This window comes from Streptomyces sp. NPDC042002 (assembly GCF_055588305.1).
Genome location: NZ_JBVJCT010000042.1, coordinates 49546 through 69870 on the forward strand (window position 1 = coordinate 49546; position 20325 = coordinate 69870).

Consider the following 20325-nt stretch of genomic DNA (forward strand, 5'->3'; position numbering starts at 1 on the left):
GACCCTGCACATCGACATTCCCGAGGGACAGGAACCGATCGGATACGTGTGGGGCGAGATGGTGCCCGGCATCGGCATGGCCGCCGCGAACTTCTCCCTGTCGGTGTACGAGCACACGACGCTGGGCCTGCGCGAGTTCGAGGCCGCCCGCCTGCGCGTCGCGCAGATCAACGGGTGCCTGTTCTGCCTCGACTGGCGCACCGAGCGGGAGGGCCTGAAGGTCGAGGAGGAGTTCGCGGACGCGGTGACCCAGTGGCGTACCACCGACGCCTTCGACGACCGGACACGACTGGCCGCCGAGTACGCCGAGCGGTACGCCCTGGACCATCACGGTCTGGACGAGGAGTTCTGGACCCGGATGACCGCGCGGTACAGCCAGCGGGAGATCGTGGAGCTGACCATGAGCATCGGCTCCTGGCTGGCCTTCGGCCGGCTCAACCATGTCCTTGGCCTGGACACCGTGTGCGTGCTGCCGACCCACTGAGCGGTTTTGGGCCGCACGGCGAAACCGGGCCACTGAGCGGATCCGGGCCGCTCGGGCGGCCCGGACTCGCTAGAGGTCCACGGCGATGATGTTCTCGATGTTCCGTTCGGCGAGGGCCGTGATCGTGACGAACGGGTTGACGCTGGTGTTGCCGGGAATCAGCGCGCCGTCGATGACGTACAGGCCCGAATAGCCCTTCAGGCGGCCGTAGTTGTCGGTCGCCTTGTTGAGCACGGCGCCGCCGAGCGGGTGGTAGGTGAGGTGGTCGCCCCAGATCTTGTACACGCCGAAGAGGTCGGTCCGGTAGATCGTCCCCTCCTTCGCGTTGATCTTGTCGAAGATCGACTTGGCCATGTCGATGCCGGGCTGTTTCCAGGCGGTCTGCCAGTTGAGGTCGACGGTGCCGGTGGCGGCGTTCCAGGAGAACTGCGCGCGGTTCGGGTTCTTGGTGATGGACAGATAGAACGAGGCCCAGGTCTCGATCCCGGTGGGCAGCGGTGCCACCTCTGCGAAGGCGCCGCCCGCCGTCCAGTTGTCGATGCCGCCGCAGGGGATGCTGGCCTGGAGCGAGCCGGTCGGATCCCAGATCTGGTTCGCCCGGCCGCACATGACGTTGCCGTTGTCTCCCCAGCCCTGGCCGATCTCGCCGTTGAGGCCGGGCAGCGCGCCGGTCGCCTTGAGCTTGACCAGGAGCTTGCTCGTTCCGACGCTTCCGGCCGCGAAGAACACCCGGTCCGCGGTCACCGTCTTGGAGGCCGTGGCGTCGCCGTTGGTGTTGAGCTGGTCGATCAGGACGGTGTAGCCGCCGCCGGCCGCGGGGGAGACCGAAGTGACCTTGTGCAGCGGTGAGATGGTGACCCTGCCGGTGGCCGTGGCCTGGGCGAGATAGGTCTTCTGGAGCGACTTCTTGCCGTAGTTGTTGCCGTAGAGGATCTCCCCGGCGAGCGCCGACTTGGTGGCGGTGCCCGCGGCCTCCTGCTTCATGTAGTCCCAGTCGTAGACGTCGGGCACGAAGACGAAGGGGAAACCGGAACGCTGGGCCTGCTTGCGGCCGACCCGCGCGTACTGGTAGCAGTCGGTGGTGTCGAACCAGGCCGGGTCGATGAGACCGGTGCCGAGCCCGGCGTTGGCGCGCGGATAGTAGGTCGCGTACATCTCGTCGGCGTTCACCGACGGGAGGATGGCGCCGAAGTTCTCCCGCTTGGGGGTGACCGCCATGCCTCCGTTGACGAGCGATCCGCCACCGACGCCGCGGCCCTGGTACACGATGATCTGGCCCATCTCCTCGGCGTCCAGGATCCCGGTGTAGCGGGGGATGTCCTTGTCGATGGGGAAGCCGAGGAAGTTGCTGAGAGGCTGCTTGGTCTTGGTCCGCAGCCAGTACGAACGCTGGTCCGGGCTGGTCGTGTTGGCGAAGATCTTGCCGTCGGAGCCCGGGGTGTCCCAGGCCATGCCCATCTCGACCATCTGCACGTCGACGCCCGCCTGGGCGAGGCGAAGGGCGGCGACGGAGCCGCCGTATCCGGTGCCGATCACCAGGACGGGGACGTGTGCTCCGGAAGGGATCGACGAGGCCGCCGTGGCGATCTGGGCCGGGGCCGCGACGGCGCGGCCGGCGAGGGACACTGCTCCAAGAATAGAACCTGTTCCAGCAATGAATCGTCGGCGCGAGACACCCCTGGAATCCTCGTTGCGCTGGTTGATGTCGCCCATGCGACACTCCTCACTCTCGATGAGTGGGAACAGGTTCTACTGTTGCCGGCTTGTTAAGTCACTACATACCGGTTGGTAACTTGTGTCCGATCTTGGGGTGATCGGCGAGGTCTGATCCGCTTGCCCTTGACTTCACAAGACCCTCGCGCGACATTTCCTGACGCTGCATCAGAACCGGTACGGCGGGGGCCTGTCGGCTCCCGGAGCACGGAACGCCTCCCATTCCCTCGCCCTGCTGGAGCGCCCTGCCATGTCCCCGAGCGCGGACCCCGCCAGACGTACCGAATCTTTCCCGGCACCCGGCCCGTCACGGCGCCGGGTGCTCGGCGCGGCCACGGGCGCCTCTCTCGCGCTCGCCGCCGGAGCCGCCGGAGCCGCCGGAGCCGCCGGTGTCACCGCGGCCGCCGGGCCCGCCGAGGCTGCCGACCTGCCCCTGCTCGGCACGTACGACGTCGTCGTGGTCGGCTCCGGAGCCGCGGGGATGACCGCGGCGCTGACCGCCGCGAAACACGGGCTGAGCTGCGTGGTCCTGGAGAAGGCGGCCACCTTCGGAGGCTCGGCGGCACGCTCGGGCGCGGGAGTCTGGATCCCCAACAACCCGGTCATCCTCGCCGCCGGCGTCCCCGACACCCCGGCGAAGGCCGCCGCCTACCTCGCGGCCGTGGTCGGCCCGGACGTCTCCGCCGCCCGTCAACAGGCCTTCCTCGGCAACGGACCGGCCATGATCTCCTTCGTCCTGGCCAACAGCCCGCTGCGCTTCCGCTGGATGGAGGGGTACAGCGACTACTACCCGGAGCTCCCCGGCGGCCTCCCGGGCGGCCGGTCCATGGAGCCCGACCAGCTCGACGGCAACATTCTCGGAGCCGAACTCGCCCACCTGAACCCGGCGTACATGGCGGTCCCGGCCGGGATGGTCGTCTTCAGCGCCGACTACAAGTGGCTCACCCTCGCCGCGGTGAGCGCGAAGGGCGCGGCCGTCGCCACCGAGTGCCTCGCCCGGGGCACCAACGCGGCCCTGCTCGGCCAGCAGCCGCTGACCATGGGCCAGTCGCTCGCCGCCGGGCTGCGCGCGGGCCTGCTCACCGCCCAGGTCCCGGTGTGGCTGAACACTCCGCTGACCGACCTGTTCGTGGAAGGCGGCGCCGTCACCGGCGCGGTGGTCACCCAGAACGGCACGTCCGGCCTGGTCAGGGCCCGGCGCGGGGTCATCGTCGGCTCCGGCGGCTTCGAACACAACGCGGCCATGCGCGCCGAGTTCCAGCGGCAGCCCATCGGGACCGCCTGGACGGTGGGCGCCAAGGAGAACACCGGTGACGGCATCCAGGCGGGCCGACGCGCGGGGGCGGCGCTCGACCTGATGGACGACGCGTGGTGGGGCCCGGCCGTCCCGCTGCCCGACCAGCCCTACTTCTGCCTCGCCGAACGCACGCTGCCCGGCGGCCTGTTGGTCAACGCCGGCGGGGCGCGCTTCGTCAACGAGGCCGGACCCTACAGCGACGTCGTGCACACCATGTACGACCGGAACCCGAGCGCTCCGGACATCCCGGCCTGGCTGGTCGTCGACCAGAACTACCGCAACCGCTACCTGTTCAAGGACGTCGCGCCGACCTTCACGTTCCCCGACTCCTGGTACACGTCCGGCGCCGCGTACAAGGCCTGGACCCTGGACGACCTCGCCGGCCGGATCGGCGTCCCCGCGGCCGCCCTGCGCACCACCGTCAGCCGCTTCAACAGCCTGGCCCTGAGCGGCACGGACCCGGACTTCCATCGCGGCGACAGCGCCTACGACCACTACTACACGGACCCCGCGGTCCTCCCGAACTCCTGTCTGGCCCCGCTGTGGCTCCCGCCGTTCCACGCCTTCAGGATCGTCCCGGGCGACCTGGGCACCAAGGGCGGCCTGCGCACCGACGCCCGCGCACGCGTCCTGCGCCCCGACGGCACGGTGATTCCCGGCCTGTACGCGGCGGGCAACGCCAGCGCGGCCGTCATGGGCCACAGCTACGCGGGCGCGGGCTCGACGATCGGTCCCGCGATGACGTTCGGGTACATCGCGGCGCTGGACATCGCGGCGACCTGACGGAGACGGAGACGGAGGGGGCGGGGTCGGATGACCATCGCCCGACCCCGCCGTCTCCGTCAGGCACCGTTGCCGTCGTTGCCGTCGCCGTCCTCGCTTCGGAGCCGTGGCGTCAGGACCAGGATGGAGACGTCGTCGCGGATCGAGGGGCAGAACTCGACGAGGTCCCGCCACACACGGTCGACGAGCGTGTCCGAAGGCTCCTCGGCGAACGCGGCCAGCCGATCCGGCAACGGGTAGAAGACGCCGGCCTCGTCCCGGCTCTCACTCACACCGTCCGACGCCAGGAACAGCCGATCGCCGGGTTCCAGGTCGACGGTGCGCCCGCGCGGCGGGGACATCTCGAAGAACCCCAGCCCCAGCGGGGACCCCCGCTCGGTGTCGAGTTCGAGGGCCTTCGTGCCGCGCAGCAGCAACGGGGAAGGGTGCCCGCAGGACACCAGCCGCACCGTGTCGGCGCCGGGCGGGAACTCCAGGAGCAGCGCGGTGGCGAACAACTCGGCGTGATCGACCGCGGACGAGTCCACCACCAGCCTGCGGTCGAGCCGGGCCGCGGCCGCCTCCAGATCGCTCTGGTCCAGCACCGTTTCCCGGAACGCCCCGAGAAGCGAGGCGACCGTCCCCACGGCCGACAGTCCGTGTCCCTGTACATCGCCCATCACGGCCCGGACTCCGAAAGGCCCGTCGCGTACGTCGAAGAAGTCGCCGCCGACCAGCGTCTCCCGTTGCGCGGCCCGGTACAGCCCCACGCAGCGGACCGGCCCGACCTGTTCGGGGAGCGGCGGCAGAACGGCGAGCTGGACGGCTTCCGCCACCGACCGCACGGTGACCAGATGCGCGTCCCTGCGGCTGCGGACGAGGGACACGAACACGCTGAGCACGGAGATGAAGCAGATGGTGAGCAGGTCCGCGTTGCCCGGATGGTTGAGCTGCAGGGTGGGGATGGTCAGCAGGAACACGACGATCGCGCCGAAGGCGGCCGTCGCGAGGGGCCCGTAGGAGAGGACGGCCAGGGAGGGAATGGCGCCCAGCAGGAAGCCGATGTCCAGGGCATGGCTGCTCGCGAGCTCACCGACGCAGACGCCTACCAGCAGGACAGGCGGAAGCAGCCGCACCCAGCGTGGAGGGGGCGAGCCGCGCAGCCATCCCCGGTGGTCGTCCCGCTGACCGGGCGCGGCCTTCGTGGCCATGGCACTCCTCCTTCAGCCACCACGCTCCTCCATTCCGCGCCGCCGCGCATTCCGATCGGCCCCGCACAGAGCCCCGCCACCACGGGGATGAGGTGACGGGGCTCCACAGGGCGGTTGCCCAGTCCACGGTCGTTCATCCCACCGCCGTCCTGGACGCGCCGACGGGCGGGCCGATCAGCGCGAGCCGGGGCCGGCGCTTCGAAGTCCCGCACGGATTGGTCCGGGGCGACAGTTCATCGGATCAGGTGAGCGACCAATCCGCCGGACCTCCGGATCCGGATTCCGACCGTGACGACAGCACAGAACGATGTGGATGCCCCGGCGACTTGGGTACGGAACGCGCTGGGCGCCCTGAGCGGGGTTCTCGCAGGACTCGCCGCCCTCGCCGTCGCCCAGTTGGTGTCCGCGTTCGTTCGGCCCGAAGCGGGCCCGGTCGTGGCGGTCGGGGGCGCCGCGATCGACCGCACGCCGCCCGCGGTGAAGGACTGGGCGATCCGTCATTTCGGCACGAACGACAAGCTCGTTCTCCAGCTCGGCATCCTGGCCGCCCTCGCGCTGTTCGCCTGTGTGCTCGGTGTGCTCGCGGTGCGCCACCGTCGCGCCGGAGCACTGGGGGTGCTCCTCTTCGGTGTGATCGGCGGCGCGGCCGCGGTCAACCGTCCCGACTCCACGAGCTGGACCGACGCCCTGCCGTCGGTGGCCGGAGCCCTGTGCGGCGCACTGCTCCTGTACGTCCTGACCGGCCGGCTCGTCACCGCCAGGCCCGCACCCTCCGCGCCGGATTCCGCACCGCCCGCGCCGGATTCCGGGCCGGGTTCCGGTCAGGCCGGGGACGACCCCGTGACGGCCGACGGGACTGCCGGCCCGGCCACCACGTCGAGGTCCGGGGAGTCCGGCTGGGACCGGCGCGGCTTCATCGTGGCCGCGACCGCGGCCGCCGCGGCATCGGCCGGGGCCGGGGCACTGGGCAGGTCGCTGAACGGCTCCCGTGGCCGGAAGGCGGTCGCCTCCCGCGCGGACCTGGTGCTGCCCGACGTGGCGTCCCCGGCCGCGCCGATTCCCAGGGGGGCGCAGGTCCGCGTGCCAGGCGTCAGCCCGTTCGTGACGGCGAACGCCGACTTCTACCGGGTGGACACCGCCCTGGTGGTTCCCCGGGTGGACGCCACCGGCTGGCGGCTGAGGATCCACGGCAAGGGCGTGACCCGCCCGATGACCCTGACGTTCGACGAGCTGCTGCGGCGCGAGCTGATCGAGCGGGACATCACGCTCACCTGTGTGTCCAACGAGGTCGGCGGCCCCTATGTGGGCAACGCCCGCTGGATCGGAGTGCGCCTGGCCGACCTGCTCGCCGAATGCGGGGTGCGGCCGCCGTCCCGGGGCGGTCCGGCCGATCAGCTGGTGGCGCGCTCGGTCGACGGGATGACGATCGGCAGTCCCGTGGACGACGTGATGGACGGCCGTGACGCTCTGCTGGCCGTGGGGATGAACGGCCGGCCGCTCCCGTTCGAGCACGGCTTCCCGGTGCGGATGGTCGTCCCGGGGCTGTACGGCTATGTGTCCGCGTGCAAGTGGATCAAGGACATCGAGCTGACCACCTTCGACGCGTACGACCCGTACTGGGTGAAGCGGAAGTGGGCGCGCAGGGCGCCGATCAAGACCCAGTCGCGCATCGACACGCCCAAGCCGTTCGCGCGGCCCAAGGCGGGCACCGTCATGGTCGCCGGGGTCGCCTGGGCCCAGCACCGCGGGATCGACAAGGTCGAGGTGCGGGTCGACGACGGGCGGTGGCAGGAGGCCGACCTGGCGGCCGAGGACACCGTCGACACCTGGCGGCAGTGGTCCTTCCCCTGGCGGGCCACCAGCGGCGGCCACACCCTCACGGTCCGGGCCACCGACCGCACCGGTCACGTACAGACCGACAAACGCACCCGGACCATTCCGGACGGCGCCGACGGCCGGCACTCCGTGGTCGTCACCGTCGAGTGAAGCCGGCTGAAGCCGACTGAACGCCGGTCCGGCACGTTCTCCGATTCGGGGCGCTGGACTCGGGGCGTTCAGCGCTCCTCGGTCGCCGCCGTGTGCAGATGGGCGAGTGCGTCGAGTACGACGGTGTGCCGGTGCCAGGAGAGCCAGCGGCCCACCATGAGGCCGGTGGCCTCCAGGGCGCGGAGCTGGGCGCGGGTGAACCCGGGCAGCGGCCGCTCGTGGTGGGAGGAGGCCATACCGATCGGCACCCCGGCACGGTTGACCAGGGGCACGCTGTGGCAGGCCCGGCTGCCGGCCCGCAGGATGACGCGCCGGGAACCCTCGTCGAAGACATCGGCGGTCGCCACGTCACGGACGGTGACCTGCCGGCGGTCCTCCGCGGCCTGGGCGCACGACGTGGTGGGCGAGTCGACGAACGCGAAGAAGCTCGTGAACTCGCGCTCCAGACCCGAGTGCCGCACCATCCGCAACCGCCCTCCCTCGGCGAGCTGGACATTGCCCATGCCTGTCTGGGTGATGTCGAGGACCCGGTTCAGGGCCGCGCTCAGTACCTCGCCCTGGTGGGTGCGATCGGCCCCGGCGGTCCGCAGGCCGGGCAGCGGGGGAGGGGGTGTCCGGGTGCCCTCCGCGGCGCGAGCCGGTCCGTCGGGGCTGTACGGGGTCCGTACGACCGCGTCCGCCAGTGTGTGCAGCTTGATGTTGAACCGCTGCGACGCCTCGCGCAGCAGGGCGAAGGACACCTCGGGCGCGGTCAGCCGGTAGCGCTCCATCAGCACGCCCTGGGCCAGCGATATCGCCGGGTGCGCCTGAAGACGCTCCTGAAGGTCGGCGTTCTGCTCCCGCAGCCGGACGATCTCATGGCGCAGGCCGGCGGAGTCCGCGTCCTGCTCGGGGACACGCCCGTCGGCGGCGGGCGGGAGCTGTGACTCCTGACTCATGGTGTACGGCATCCTCACTGACGGCGTCGGTCTCCATCGGCAGCCCGAACACCCGGGGAAGGCGGAGCGGGCCGCCGCCGCACGGCCGGGGCGCGCGACCGCGCGGCCCGCGGACATCACGCGGTGCGTGCCTGCTTCCCAAGCACTGGCGCCGACTTCATCCCGGGGAGCCGTCCGCTCCGCAAGAGACCCAGCCGAGATCCGGCCGACGTCCGGCCGAGCTCTCCACGACGGGCCCGACCCGGCATCGCGTCGTCCGGCCGGCAGGCCCGGGCGGCCGTCCCGGGGCATGGTGGAGGGGTGACGGGACTGGCCGTGCTGTTCGCGCTCCTCGGGGCCGCCAGCAACGCGATGGGCACGGCGTTCCAGCGCAAGGCGGCCTCCCGCGTCGCCGAAGGCGGCGGACTGCGGCTCATTCTCCAGCTCGCCCGGCAGCCTCCGTGGCTCATCGGCATCGCCGGGGTGGCCGGGGCCGCGCTCTTCCAGGCCCTGGCACTGGCGAACGGACCGCTGTCCCTGGTACAGCCCCTGTTCATCCTGGAACTGCCCTTCGCCCTGATGATCGCCATCCCGTTGCTGCACCGCCGCCTGTCCCGCGCGGGATGGTGGGCCGTCGCCGGCGTGGTGGCCGGCCTCGGTCTCGTCCTCCTCTCGGCCGCTCCCTCGGGAGCACGGTCCGACGCCGCCATGGCGCGCTGGATCCCGGCACTGATCCTGTGTCTGGGTGCCGTGGCGGTCGCGGTCGTCGTCGCCCGTCCGGGCCGCCCGCCGCTGTTCCGCGCCGCCGTGCTGGGCTCGGCGTCGGCCATCAGCAACGCGCTGACCGCCGCGCTCCTGAAATCGGCCGTGGGTACGCTCGACGACGACGGGTTCGTCGCCTTCCTCGGCGTGTGGCAGACGTACGGGTTCGTCGTGACCGGGATCGTCGCGGTCCTGCTCCTGGAGAACGCCCTGCAGGCGGGCCCTCTGGTCGCCTCGCAGCCCGCGCTGACCATCGGCGACGCGACGCTGAGCCTGGTGCTCGGGGTCATCCTCTTCGGCGAGACGATCCGCACCGGCTGGTGGCTGCTCCCCGAGCTGATCGGGGCCGGGGTGGTCCTGTGGGGCGTCGTGCGGCTGACCCGGGTGGTACCCCACCTCGCGGACATGGCCCACTGACAGCCGATCGACCTGTCCTGCCCCGGCGTCGGAGCATGAGCCGATGCCGCTGCCGGAACGGCGTACAGGGACTGGCCGACACTCGCTCGCTTAGTGACTGCCGGGACTGGACAGACCAAGGTCGTGACGAGTGGGAGCGAGAACGTCCGGGAACTGGTCGCGCGGACACGGTATGTCCTCTTCGGTTTCGACGGCCCGATCTGTCAGCTGTTCTCAGGGCGCTCGGCGGAGGCCGTCGCTCGGGCGCAGGAGGAGTGGCTGAAGGAACGGGGCCTGTACGCGGCGCTCACCGAGGAAGAACGCGGCCGCAGGGACCCGTACGGCGCGCTGGTGGCGGTGGCCCGGTGCGAGCCCGGCAGCGAGCTGATGGCCGAACTGGAGGAGCGTCTCACTCGCTTCGAGCTGAAGGCGTCTCGCACCGCCTTGCCGACGGCCTACGCGGATCCGCTGATCCACACCTGGGCGGCGGTCGGGGCGAAGCTCGCCGTAGCGACCGGCAGCTCGGCCCGGACCGTCACCTCGTACCTGGACTCGAGGGGGCTCACGCCCCGCTTCGCTCCGCACATATACGGCCGTTCCCCGGACCTGAGCCCCGCGACCCTGGAACGAGCCCTGAACGAGATGGGGGCGGTGCCGGAAGCCTCGCTGATGATCGGCGGCACCCCCGCGGACCACGAGGCGGCACACCGGGCCGGTGTCCGCTTCCTCGGATACGCCCGCGGCGAGGCCAGAGCGAGGGTGCTGCACGAGGCCGGGGTTCCCCCGCAGCTCGTCGTGGCCTCCTTGGAGCCGCTGCTGCGTGCCCTGCGTGAGCAGTTCTGAGCCGATTACTCGGCCATACGAGGGGAATCCCGGCCGGAAACCCGTGTGCATGCATCGCCGGGACCGGGGCAGCAGCATCCTGAGACAGCTCGAGGGAGCTACCCCCCTGGCGAACCCGAGCTGCACGGCCCCGCAGGCAGTCACTCCCCCCCGGCTGCCGGCGGGGCCGCATTCGTGCGCCAGGGCCCGGACCCTGGTCCCTGTTCGCTGACCCGGGTCCGGCCCTCGCCTGCTCGACGTGCCCGGCCCCGTCCCGTCCTACTGGACCTGGATGCCCACGATGCAGGTGTCGTCGTCGGTGTCGGACCTGCTGTACGTCAAGAGCCGGTCGAGCTGATGGTCCAGGGTCCTGGACGTCGTACGGGCCGCGTTGAGCAGTTGGCGCAGAGACACCTCCACCGAGCGGTCACGTCGTTCGATCAGGCCGTCGGTGTACATCAACAGCGTGTCGTGGACGGCCAGTTGCACCTCGTCCTCCTCGAACGTCGCCTCGGGGACGGCGCCGAGCAGGATGCCCTTGAGCAGCGGAAGCGGGTTGGCGTCCGCGTCCCGGACCAGAACGGGCGGCAGATGTCCGGCCCTGGCCCAGCGCAGAACGCGGCGCCGCGGATCGTAGATCCCGCAGACCGCGGTGGCGGTGACCCCGCCCGTCAGATGGTGCGCCACGATGTTGAGCCACGACAGCAGCTGGCCCGGTCCGGCGCCCGTCACGGCGAGTCCGCGCAGCGCGTTGCGCAGCACCACCATGCTGGTCGCCGCCTCGATCCCGTGACCGGCCACGTCCCCGACGCACAGGAGGACCAGGCCGGAGGGCAGGACGACGGCGTCGTACCAGTCGCCGCCGACGAGCTGTTCGGTCTCGGCCGGACGGTAGCGCACCGCCACATCGAGCCCCGGAGCCCGCAACGGCGCCTGGGTCGGCGGCATGATCGCGTGTTGCAGCTGAAGGGTCAGCCGGTTGCGCTCGTGCGCCTGCTGTTCGGTGTGTGCCAGCTGGTCACGGGTGACGGCCAGCGCGACCTCGGTCCAGTACTGCGCCGAGATGTCCTGGTAGGCCCCGCGGACCACGAACAGCCGGTCGTCGGCGTCGAGCACCGGCTCGGCCACCATGCGGATGTGCCGGGTCACGCCGTCGGGACGCTGTAGCCGGAACGCGGCCGTGGCGGGCCGGCGATGGTGCAGGACCGTGCGCAGGAAGCGGCCGATGGTGACGGCGTCGTCGGGATGGGCGTGCGCGGGAAGTTCCTCCAGCGGTACGGGAGCGCCCGAGGGGGAGCGGCCGTACAGGTCGAAGAGCGTGTCGTTCCAGATGGTCTCGCCGGTGAGCAGGTTCTCCTCGAAGCCGCCGATCCTGCCGAGCCGTTGGGCGTGCTGGAGGAGACTCGCCAGCCGCGCTGCCTCGTCCTCGATCCGCCATATGAGCAGCACGGTTCCGCCGTGCCGACTGACGTTGATGTCGGCCACGGCGGACAGCGGCACCTGGTCGACCAGCGCCGTGAGGTCCATGCGCCGCGCCCGGAACGGTTCCCCGGTGGCGTAGACCCGTTCGATGCACTGGAAGAGGCCGCTGTCCCCGGCGACCAGCGGATAGGCCTCGAGCAGCAGCGCCCCGTGGACGGTGCCGCGGGGCCTGCCTGCCGGATCGAGGAACCGTCCGTTCACATGCCGGATGCGGAAGTCCGCGAGCCGTCCCTGGTCGTCGAGATGGGGCACCAGGACCAGGGCGGGATCGTACAACCCGTCGACCAGGTCGATCAGTTCGGAGACATCGGTCGTCCCCCGCACGTCATGGCAGTCGCCGGGAAGGGCGTGGGTCTCCAGCGTGTGCGAGCACAGCTCCGCGAGCGCCTCGACCTGACGGACGACCTGCGGGGGCTGAGGTTCCAGGACGGACGGCCAGGCGATCTCCAGGACGCCGTGGATACGGCCCCCGGAGCCGGCCGGTACCGCGACCCTTCCGCCGTCCGGATGGTCCCCGTGCCCGATGGACGGCAGCCCGGTGCTCGCCAGCGAGCGCGCCCACTGAGCCGTACGTTCGGACAGCGCCCGGCGGGCCATCGTCGCGACGCCCGGCGGGACGTAGCGCCAGCGCCTGGCCTCGGCCGCCGAGAAACCGGCGCTGCCCGCCAGGGAGAGCGAACCGTCGGCGCCCGCCGCCCAGATGGCGACCGAGACGGCTCCGAGCGGGGTCAGCGCGTGCTGGAGCAGCGAATCGGCCACCGCCTGGGTGTCGTTGGCCGCCAGCGCGCCGCTCTCGGCCGCGCGCAGCCGCACGGCGGGGGCGTCGTCCTCGGGCGTGCGCTCCGCCGTGACGGCGAGGAAGGTGTTGGTCACCTCCGAAAGCCGGTCGTGTGCCGCCTGGTTGATGATCTCGACCGCGAGCTGGAGCTGCGGCACCTTGGCCTGTTCGGCCAACTCGGCGAGCTGGCGGGCGGCTTGTGCCGGCCCGCAGCCCAGCCGCTCGACCAGGATGCCCTTGGCCAGCTCGATCAGGGCCCGCCCGTCGGCCTCCACCTGGGCGGTCCGCACCTCGCGGCGCAGCCGCTCGACGGTGGCCGCCAGCCGGCCCACCGGAGACGTCCCGGCCACGCCCGGCTGTTCGCCGTCCGCGACGGTCCCCCCGGACTCGGCGGCGTCCGCCTCGGTTGTCTCAGGAATGTTCACGCTGCTGCCGCTCCTCGGCGGGACCCTGTGGAGGGCGGGGGAGGGACGGCCGCGGCGGGAGCCCCGCCGCGGCCGCTGCGGTGGGTGAGGAGCGCCATGTCAGGCACCCAGCCAGCGTCGGACGCAGGCGATGAGGTCGTCGGTGTCGACCGGCTTGGTGACATGGTCGCTGGCACCCGACAACAGGCTCTTCTCCCGGTCGCCGGGCATGGCCTTCGCCGTCACCGCGATGATCGGCAGACCGGCGTACTGGGGCATCTTGCGGATCTCGGCGGTCGCGGTGTACCCGTCCATCTCGGGCATCATCACGTCCATCAGGATCAGCGCGACCTCCGGCCGGCTCAGCAGCGTCTCGATGCCCTTCCTGCCGTTCTCCGCGTGCAGCACCTGGAATCCGTGCAGCTCCAGGATCCCGCTGAGCGCGAAGAGGTTACGGGCGTCGTCGTCGACGACGAGCACCGTACGGCCCTGGAAGGCGTTGTCGATCGGCTGCGCGGGCCGGGTCCTCGCCTCCTCGGCGCGGACCAGCGGGACCACGTCGCCCGGCTGCTCCGCGGACAGGTGCAGCGCGATGCGCTCGCGCAACTCGTCCAGGCTGGACAGGAATTCGAGTGACCTGGCTCCGGACCGGGACTGCAGCGCCTGCTCCTGCGCGAGGTCGACACGGCTGCCGTTGTGGACGAGGACGGGAACCGTCGCCAGGGCCGAGTCGCCCTCCACCGCTTCGAGGAACCGGGCCGTCTCCCCTTCCGGCATGCCGAGTTCGAGGACCACGCAGTGCCAGGGCTCCGCCGCCAGGGCGCTCGCCGCCTCCTGCGCTCCCACGACCGTGATGACGTCGACGCTCTCCCGCGCGTCGCCCTCGTCCCGGCTGCGGGCCACGTCCCCGACCGCGCTCTCGGCCACGAGCGTGAGCAGACCCCGCGGCCGCTCCTCGACGACCAGCAGCCGCCGTCGTCGCTGGCGGGGCAGACTGATCGAACCGGCGATGGCGCGCCGCGGTTCGGTGCGCGCCAGGGCACCCTCGTCCGGCGTCGCGTCGGACGTGCGGCCGCCGGCCAGCAGCGCCTCGAAGTCGGGCCGGGCGACCGGCAGGAAGAGCGTGAACGTACTGCCCTTTCCAGGGGTGCTGTCGACGGTGACCGCTCCGCCGAGCAGGTGGGCGATCTCCCGGGTGATGGACAGCCCCAGACCGGTCCCGCCGTACTTGCGGCTCGTGGTGCCGTCGGCCTGCTGGAACGCGCCGAAGATCGTCTCCAGCTGCTGCTCGGGGATGCCGATCCCGGTGTCCTTGACCCGGAAGGCGGCGATCGTGTCGCCACGCCGTACGCCCGCGGGGATCTCCTGGTCGGCCGCCGGTTCGATCCGCAGGTCGACGCGTCCCCGCTCGGTGAACTTCACCGCGTTCGACAGCAGGTTGCGCAGCACCTGGCGCAGCCGGGAGTCGTCGGTGAGCAGGTCGACGGGGGCCCCGGGGGCCGTGCTGACCGTGAACTCCAGGCTCTTCTGCGAGGTCATCGGGCGGAAGGTGGCCTCGACGTACTCAAGGAGCTGGCGCAGCGGGACACGCTCGGGGGTGACGTCCATCTTGCCGGCCTCGACCTTCGACAGGTCGAGGATGTCGTTGATCAACTGGAGCAGGTCGGAGCCCGCGGAGTGGATGATGCCGGCGTATTCGACCTGCTTCGGCGTGAGATTCCGTGAGGGGTTCTGCGCCAGCAGCTGGGCGAGGATGAGCAGACTGTTGAGCGGGGTCCGCAGTTCGTGGCTCATGTTGGCGAGGAACTCGGACTTGTACTTCGACGCCAGCGACAACTGCTGGGCCCGTGCTTCGAGTTCCTGACGGGCCTGTTCGATCTGGAGGTTCTTCGCCTCGATGTCGCGGTTCTGGGTCGCGAGCAGCGAGGCCTTGTCCTCCAGTTCGGCGTTGGAGCGCTGGAGTTCGTCCTGCTGGACCTGCAACTCCTCGGACCGTGCCTGGAGTTCGGCGGTCAGCCGCTGCGACTCGCCCAGCAGCTCATCGGTGCGGGCGTTGGCCACGATGGTGCTGACGTTGACGCCGATGGTCTCCATCAGCTGTTCCAGGAAGGTCCGGTGGCCCTGCTTGAAGCGGGTGACCGAGGCGAGCTCGATGACACCGAGCACCTGTTCCTCGACGACGATGGGCAGCACCACCAGGGCCGTCGGCGCCGTCTGTCCCAGGCCCGAGGAGATGGTCACGTAGCCCGGCGGAACCTCGTCCACCGTGATGGCTCGGCGGCTGCGGGCGGCCTGCCCGACCAGCGAGCGGCCCAGCGGGATACGGGTGGGACGTCCGTCCTCGTCGGGATAGCCGTAGGACCCGACCAGCCGCAGCTCCGTGCCCTTCGCGGTCTCCTCGGCGAGGTAGAAGGCGCCGTACTGGGCGGTGACCAGCGGGGTGAGCTCGTCCATGATGAGGTCGGCCACCACGTCCAGGTCGCGGTAGCCCTGCATCAGACCCGAGATACGGGCCAGATTCGTCTTGAGCCAGTCCTGCTCCTGGTTGGCGCGCGTGGTCTCCCGCAGCGACTCCACCATGGAGTTGATGTTGTCCTTCAGGTCGGCGACCTCGCCCGAGGCCTCCACGGTGATGGACCGGGTCAGGTCGCCCTCGGCCACGGCGCTGGTGACCTCGGCGATGGCGCGGACCTGGCGCGTGAGGTTGCCGGCGAGTTCGTTCACGTTCTCGGTCAGCCGCTTCCAGGTGCCCGAGACCCCCTCCACCTCGGCCTGACCGCCGAGCCTGCCCTCGCTGCCGACCTCCCGTGCCACGCGGGTGACCTCCGCGGCGAAGGCGGAGAGCTGGTCGACCATGGTGTTGATGGTCGTCTTGAGTTCGAGGATCTCGCCGCGGGCGTCGACGTCGATCTTCTTGGACAGGTCGCCCTTGGCCACGGCCGTCGTCACCAGGGCGATGTTGCGCACCTGCCCGGTGAGGTTGTTGGCCATGGAGTTGACGTTGTCGGTGAGGTCCTTCCAGGTGCCCGCCACGTTGGGCACGTGTGCCTGGCCGCCGAGGCGTCCCTCGGTGCCGACCTCGCGGGCGACGCGGGTGACCTCGTCGGCGAACGCGGACAGCGTGTCGACCATCGTGTTGATGACGTCGGCCAGGGCGGCGACCTCGCCCTTGGCCTCGACGGTGATCTTCTGCGACAGGTCGCCGCGGGCCACCGCGGTCGCCACCTGCGCGATGGAGCGGACCTGACCGGTCAGGTTCGACGCCATGACGTTGACGTTGTCGGTGAGGTCCTTCCACGTGCCGGAGACACCCCGCACCGTGGCCTGTCCGCCCAGGTTGCCGGCCGTGCCGACCTCGCGGGCGACGCGGGTGACCTCGTCGGCGAACGCCGAGAGCTGGTCGACCATCGTGTTGATGGTCTCCTTCAGCTCCAGGATCTCGCCGCGGGCGTCCACGGTGATCTTCTGGGAGAGGTCGCCCTGCGCCACCGCCGTGGCCACCTGGGCGACGTTGCGGACCTGGGCGGTGAGATTGCCCGCCATGAAGTTCACCGAGTCGGTGAGATCGCGCCAGGTGCCCTTGACGCCCTTGACGTCGGCCTGCCCGCCGAGACGTCCGTCGGTGCCGACCTCGCGGGCGACGCGGGTGACCTCGTCGGCGAACGCCGAGAGCTGGTCGACCATCGTGTTGATGGTGTTCTTCAGCTCCAGGATCTCGCCGCGGGCGTCCACGGTGATCTTCTGGGAGAGGTCGCCCTGTGCCACCGCCGTGGTCACCTGGGCGACGTTGCGGACCTGGGCGGTGAGATTGCCCGCCATCAGGTTGACGGAGTCGGTGAGGTCGCGCCAGACGCCGCCGACACCGGGGACCTGCGCCTGTCCGCCCAGGTTGCCGGCCGTGCCGACCTCGCGGGCGACGCGGGTGACCTCGTCGGCGAACGCGGACAGCTGGTCGACCATCGTGTTGACGGTCTCCTTCAGCTGAAGGATCTCGCCGCGGGCGGGCACGTCGATCTTCTGGGACAGATCGCCCTTGGCGACCGCCGTGGCCACCTGCGCGATGTCGCGGACCTGGGTGGTGAGGTTGCCCGCCATGGCGTTGACGGAGTCGGTGAGGTCGGCCCAGGTGCCGGAGACGCCCGGCACCTCCGCCTGGCCGCCGAGGGTCCCCTCCGTGCCCACCTCGCGCGCGACTCGTGTCACTTCGGAGGTGAACAGCGACAGCTGGTCGACCATGCCGTTGAACACGGTGGCGATGTCGCCCAGCAGACCACCCGCCTCGTCGGGGAGCCGGGTGCCGAAGTCGCCGTCACGCACGGCGGTGAGGCCGGCCAGCAGTTGGCGCAGTTCCTGCTCGCCCGGCGTCCGTACGGACGTCTCGCTCGCTGCCCTTGTCATGCTCACCCTCGTTCCGCTCCCCAGGAGTCCCGTGTCACGGAACTCGGAACCTTGCCGGGCCCACGGACGGCCCCCTCGCTGCCCGTGGAATTCCCGCAGATCACGGGTCGTCCCGTTAAGAAAATACGCCGCAGGCTAACCCAGAAGGCAGGTGGTGAACAAAGCGTGAGGACGAACTCTTCGACGGCCCAAAAATCTTGCCGGTGACAGGAATAACCGCGAGTGAAGGGGATACACAGAACCCTTTTGGTCCGGGGCCGTCCGGACCGGGCACGCGAAGTCCCGCCGACCCGCTTCGGACCGGAGTCCTGGGCGGGGCGACGGGACCGTCGTACGGGCCGTTCCGTGCGGGGGTGTCAGGCGACCGCGGGGTCGAGGAGCCCCGCGCGCAGACGCTTGATGATGCGCGTGATCAGCCGGGAGACATGCATCTGCGAGATACCGAGCTCCTCGCCGATCTGCGCCTGGGTGCGCTCCTCGACGAAACGCAGGTGAATGATCCGGCGCTGACGGTCGTCGAGTTCGGCGATCAGCGGGGCCAGCGAGTTGAAGTCCTCGACCAGTTCCAGCGAGGCGTCCTCCTCGCCGATGAAGTCCGCGAGGACGGCCTCGCCGTCCGCGCCGCCGTCGGCCGTGAGCGCGGCGTCGAGGGACGAGGAGTTGTAGCCGTTCGACGCCTTGCGGGCCTCGATGACCTCTTCCTCGGTCAGGCACATCAGCTCGGACAGTTCACGGGTCGTGGGCGTACGGCCGAGGCGGGTGCGCAGTTCCTCCGTCGCCTTGGCGAGCTCCACGCGGGCCTCCTGCAGCCGGCGCGGCACGTGGACGGCCCAGCTCGTGTCGCGGAAGAAGCGCTTGATCTCACCGACGATGTACGGAACCGCGAAGGAGGTGAACTCGACCTCGCGGGACAGCTCGAAACGGTCGATGGCCTTGATGAGCCCGATCGTGCCGACCTGGACGATGTCCTCCATCTCACCCTGGCTGCGGCTGCGGAAGCGCGCCGCCGCGTACCGGACGAGGGAGAGATTCATCTCGATGAGGGTGTTGCGCGCGTACTGGTATTCGTGCGTGCCCTCCTCCAGGACGGAGAGCCGGTCGAAGAACTGGCGGGACAGTTCGCGCGCGTCCTTCGGGCTGATCTTCAGCGGCTCGTCGATCTGCGGAAGGACGCCCCCCTCGGCCGTCGCTGCCTGGTATGCCGTGTTCGTTGCCTTCGCTGTCGCCACGGCCGCCATGCCGTCCACCCCAAATCGTCCGAAGGAAATAATGACAGGGCCCGTCTGCCCTGCTTCACACCGCTCATGCCACCCAGTCGCCGAAATTCTTCGGGACGCGACGTCCCGCCTCCCCTCCGGCGCCGGGGCAGGTGTACTTCTGTCCAGGAACACTGGTCGGATGCGGGGCGGCGGCGTCAATTTTCGGTCGGGGCCCGAGCGGTTCCCCCGCGGCGCCCGGGCAGGTGACGGCAGGGCGCCGTCGGCGCGGTGCGGCCGCGGCTGCCGGGGGGCCCGATCGCAGGCGGCGGCGGCCACGTAAAATGGGTTCCGGGGTGAGTCCGTGGTCATGGAGCAGCGAGTGGACCGAGCGCAGACGCTCGTCCCCTCGGTGTGCCCCGAAGCGGGACCGCTCGCGGGACACGGGCGTGGGCTCGGGGGCGCGGTGGTCGTGGCATGACGGCGGCGGCACTTCGCGGCGAACCCTTCGTCCACCCCGCGCTCATCTATCGCGGCGACCGTGAGTACGTGGAAGGGACGACGCGTTTCGTGTCGGACGCCGTAGCCGCCGGGGAGCCGGTGGCGGTGGCCGTTCCCGCCCGACGGCTGGAGCTCATCCGCGGCGCGCTGGGACCGCTCGGCGCCGGCGTCCGCTGGATCGACATGACACAGGCCGGCCGCAATCCGGGCCGCATCATCCCCTCCGTCCTGCGGGCGTTCGCCGACACCCATCAGGGCGTCCATGTCCGGATCATCGGCGAGCCCATCTGGGACGGCCGTACGGCGGTGGAGTACCCGGCCTGCGTCCAGCACGAAGCCCTGATCAACACGGCGTTCGACGGACGGGACGTGACGATCCTCTGCCCCTACGACGCGCGAGCCCTCTCCCACGACGTGATCGCCGACGCCCACGCCACGCACCCCGTCGTGATCAGCGGAGGGCACCAGAGCGTCAGCCCGTCCTACGACCCGGACGGTGTGCTGGCCCGCTACAACGAGACGCTGCACCATCCCCCGGGAGCGGCGACGGTCCGCTTCGACGCGGAACTCCTGCCCACCGCCCGCGACTTCGCGATGAGCGAGGCCCGGGAGCGCGGGATGTCACCGGCCCGGCTGGAGGACCTGAATCTCGTCGTCGCGGAGCTGACGACCAACAGCGTGGTGCACGGGGGCGGTTCGGGGACCTTGCGGATCTGGGCCGAGAGCGAGCGGATCGTGTGCGAGGTCCATGACGGGGGGCGGCTGAGCGATCCGCTGGCCGGCAGGCATCCCGTGCGCCCCGATCAGATCGGCGGACGGGGCCTGTTCCTCGTGCATTTCATCTCGGACCTCGTCCGTCTGCACACCGAGGACTCCGGAACGACCGTGCGCAGCTACCTCGCCCGCGCCTGACCGGTCCAGCGAGCGCGCCGACTACGGGAGACGTTGGCCGGCCGGGTCACCCCGTACGTGACGTTGCCCTTGGGCGACCGCGCCGGCCCCATTTCACCTCGTACGTCACCGGGTTCGTCCGACGGCATCCGCGCACCGGCGGACACCGGTGTGGGGGGGGGGGGGGGGGGGGGGGGGGGGGGGGGGGGGGGTGGAGGGGGGGGGGGGGGGGGGGGGGGGGGGGGGGGGGGGGGGGGGGGGGGGGGGGGGGGGGGGGGGGGGGGGGGGGGGGGGGGTGGGGGGGGGGGCGGGGGGGGGTGTCTAG

General features: G+C 71.0%; 12 protein-coding genes. 6 read left to right on the plus strand and 6 right to left on the minus strand.

Going from position 1 to position 20325, the window contains the following annotated elements:
* Window positions 1–4: 4 nt before the first annotated feature.
* Window positions 5–484: a carboxymuconolactone decarboxylase family protein gene (locus ACZ6KY_RS36345; RefSeq protein WP_469314543.1), complete on the plus strand. Its 480-nt coding sequence runs from the start codon at window positions 5–7 to the stop codon at window positions 482–484.
* Between the two features lie 69 nt (window positions 485–553).
* Here the strand turns inward: ACZ6KY_RS36345 and ACZ6KY_RS36350 are convergent, their stop codons facing one another.
* Entirely contained in the window at window positions 554–2197 is a 1644-nt protein-coding gene (locus ACZ6KY_RS36350; protein ID WP_469314531.1) for a GMC oxidoreductase, read from the minus strand.
* A 250-nt stretch (window positions 2198–2447) separates the two neighbouring features.
* On the opposite strand from ACZ6KY_RS36350, the gene kstD reads away from it, so the two are divergent.
* Window positions 2448–4277: a 3-oxosteroid 1-dehydrogenase gene (gene kstD / locus ACZ6KY_RS36355; RefSeq protein WP_469314532.1), complete on the plus strand. Its 1830-nt coding sequence runs from the start codon at window positions 2448–2450 to the stop codon at window positions 4275–4277.
* A gap of 59 nt (window positions 4278–4336) precedes the next feature.
* On the opposite strand, the gene ACZ6KY_RS36360 is transcribed toward kstD, so the two are convergent.
* Complete coding sequence (locus tag ACZ6KY_RS36360; protein WP_469314533.1) at window positions 4337–5467, minus strand: PP2C family protein-serine/threonine phosphatase; 1131 nt, start codon at window positions 5465–5467, stop codon at window positions 4337–4339.
* Window positions 5468–5755: 288 nt separating this feature from the next.
* Here ACZ6KY_RS36360 and ACZ6KY_RS36365 point away from each other — a divergent pair, with 288 nt between their 5' ends.
* Window positions 5756–7453, plus strand: a complete 1698-nt coding sequence (locus ACZ6KY_RS36365; protein ID WP_469314534.1) for a sulfite oxidase — start codon at window positions 5756–5758, stop codon at window positions 7451–7453.
* Window positions 7454–7521: 68 nt separating this feature from the next.
* Here ACZ6KY_RS36365 and ACZ6KY_RS36370 read toward each other — a convergent pair whose 3' ends face one another.
* Window positions 7522–8391 (minus strand): GAF domain-containing protein, encoded by an 870-nt coding sequence (locus tag ACZ6KY_RS36370; protein ID WP_469314535.1) that lies wholly within the window; start codon window positions 8389–8391, stop codon window positions 7522–7524.
* A 300-nt stretch (window positions 8392–8691) separates the two neighbouring features.
* On the opposite strand from ACZ6KY_RS36370, the gene ACZ6KY_RS36375 reads away from it, so the two are divergent.
* Together ACZ6KY_RS36375 and ACZ6KY_RS36380 are read left to right on the plus strand one after the other, a co-directional pair.
* Window positions 8692–9549, plus strand: a complete 858-nt coding sequence (locus tag ACZ6KY_RS36375; RefSeq protein WP_469314536.1) for a DMT family transporter — start codon at window positions 8692–8694, stop codon at window positions 9547–9549.
* A 93-nt stretch (window positions 9550–9642) separates the two neighbouring features.
* Window positions 9643–10371 carry an HAD family hydrolase gene (locus tag ACZ6KY_RS36380; RefSeq protein ID WP_469314537.1) on the plus strand — a complete coding sequence of 243 codons (729 nt, stop codon included), beginning with the start codon at window positions 9643–9645 and terminating at the stop codon, window positions 10369–10371.
* 258 nt (window positions 10372–10629) lie between these two features.
* On the opposite strand, the gene ACZ6KY_RS36385 is transcribed toward ACZ6KY_RS36380, so the two are convergent.
* The 3 genes from ACZ6KY_RS36385 to ACZ6KY_RS36395 all read right to left on the minus strand — a co-directional run bounded on the left by ACZ6KY_RS36385 (window position 10630) and on the right by ACZ6KY_RS36395 (window position 18650).
* Window positions 10630–12960 carry a SpoIIE family protein phosphatase gene (locus ACZ6KY_RS36385; RefSeq protein ID WP_469314544.1) on the minus strand — a complete coding sequence of 777 codons (2331 nt, stop codon included), beginning with the start codon at window positions 12958–12960 and terminating at the stop codon, window positions 10630–10632.
* Between the two features lie 174 nt (window positions 12961–13134).
* A complete protein-coding gene (locus ACZ6KY_RS36390) occupies window positions 13135–17412 on the minus strand; it encodes a HAMP domain-containing protein (protein ID WP_469314538.1) in 4278 nt (1425 codons plus the stop codon).
* A 356-nt stretch (window positions 17413–17768) separates the two neighbouring features.
* Window positions 17769–18650, minus strand: coding sequence for an RNA polymerase sigma factor SigF (locus tag ACZ6KY_RS36395; RefSeq protein ID WP_469314539.1), 882 nt, complete (start codon window positions 18648–18650; stop codon window positions 17769–17771).
* Window positions 18651–19085: 435 nt separating this feature from the next.
* On the opposite strand from ACZ6KY_RS36395, the gene ACZ6KY_RS36400 reads away from it, so the two are divergent.
* A complete protein-coding gene (locus ACZ6KY_RS36400) occupies window positions 19086–20021 on the plus strand; it encodes an anti-sigma factor RsbA family regulatory protein (RefSeq protein WP_469314540.1) in 936 nt (311 codons plus the stop codon).
* Window positions 20022–20325 lie beyond the last annotated feature (304 nt).

What these genes read in the sequence shown, in the direction of transcription:
- ACZ6KY_RS36350 (WP_469314531.1), bottom strand. Translation starts at nt 2,197, where the DNA reads ATGGGCGACATCAACCAGCGCAACGAGGATTCCAGGGGTGTCTCGCGC.
- kstD (WP_469314532.1), top strand. Translation starts at nt 2,448, where the DNA reads ATGTCCCCGAGCGCGGACCCCGCCAGACGTACCGAATCTTTCCCGGCA.
- ACZ6KY_RS36360 (WP_469314533.1), bottom strand. Translation starts at nt 5,467, where the DNA reads ATGGCCACGAAGGCCGCGCCCGGTCAGCGGGACGACCACCGGGGATGG.
- ACZ6KY_RS36370 (WP_469314535.1), bottom strand. Translation starts at nt 8,391, where the DNA reads ATGAGTCAGGAGTCACAGCTCCCGCCCGCCGCCGACGGGCGTGTCCCC.
- ACZ6KY_RS36390 (WP_469314538.1), bottom strand. Translation starts at nt 17,412, where the DNA reads ATGACAAGGGCAGCGAGCGAGACGTCCGTACGGACGCCGGGCGAGCAG.
- ACZ6KY_RS36395 (WP_469314539.1), bottom strand. Translation starts at nt 18,650, where the DNA reads ATGGCGGCCGTGGCGACAGCGAAGGCAACGAACACGGCATACCAGGCA.
- ACZ6KY_RS36400 (WP_469314540.1), top strand. Translation starts at nt 19,086, where the DNA reads ATGACGGCGGCGGCACTTCGCGGCGAACCCTTCGTCCACCCCGCGCTC.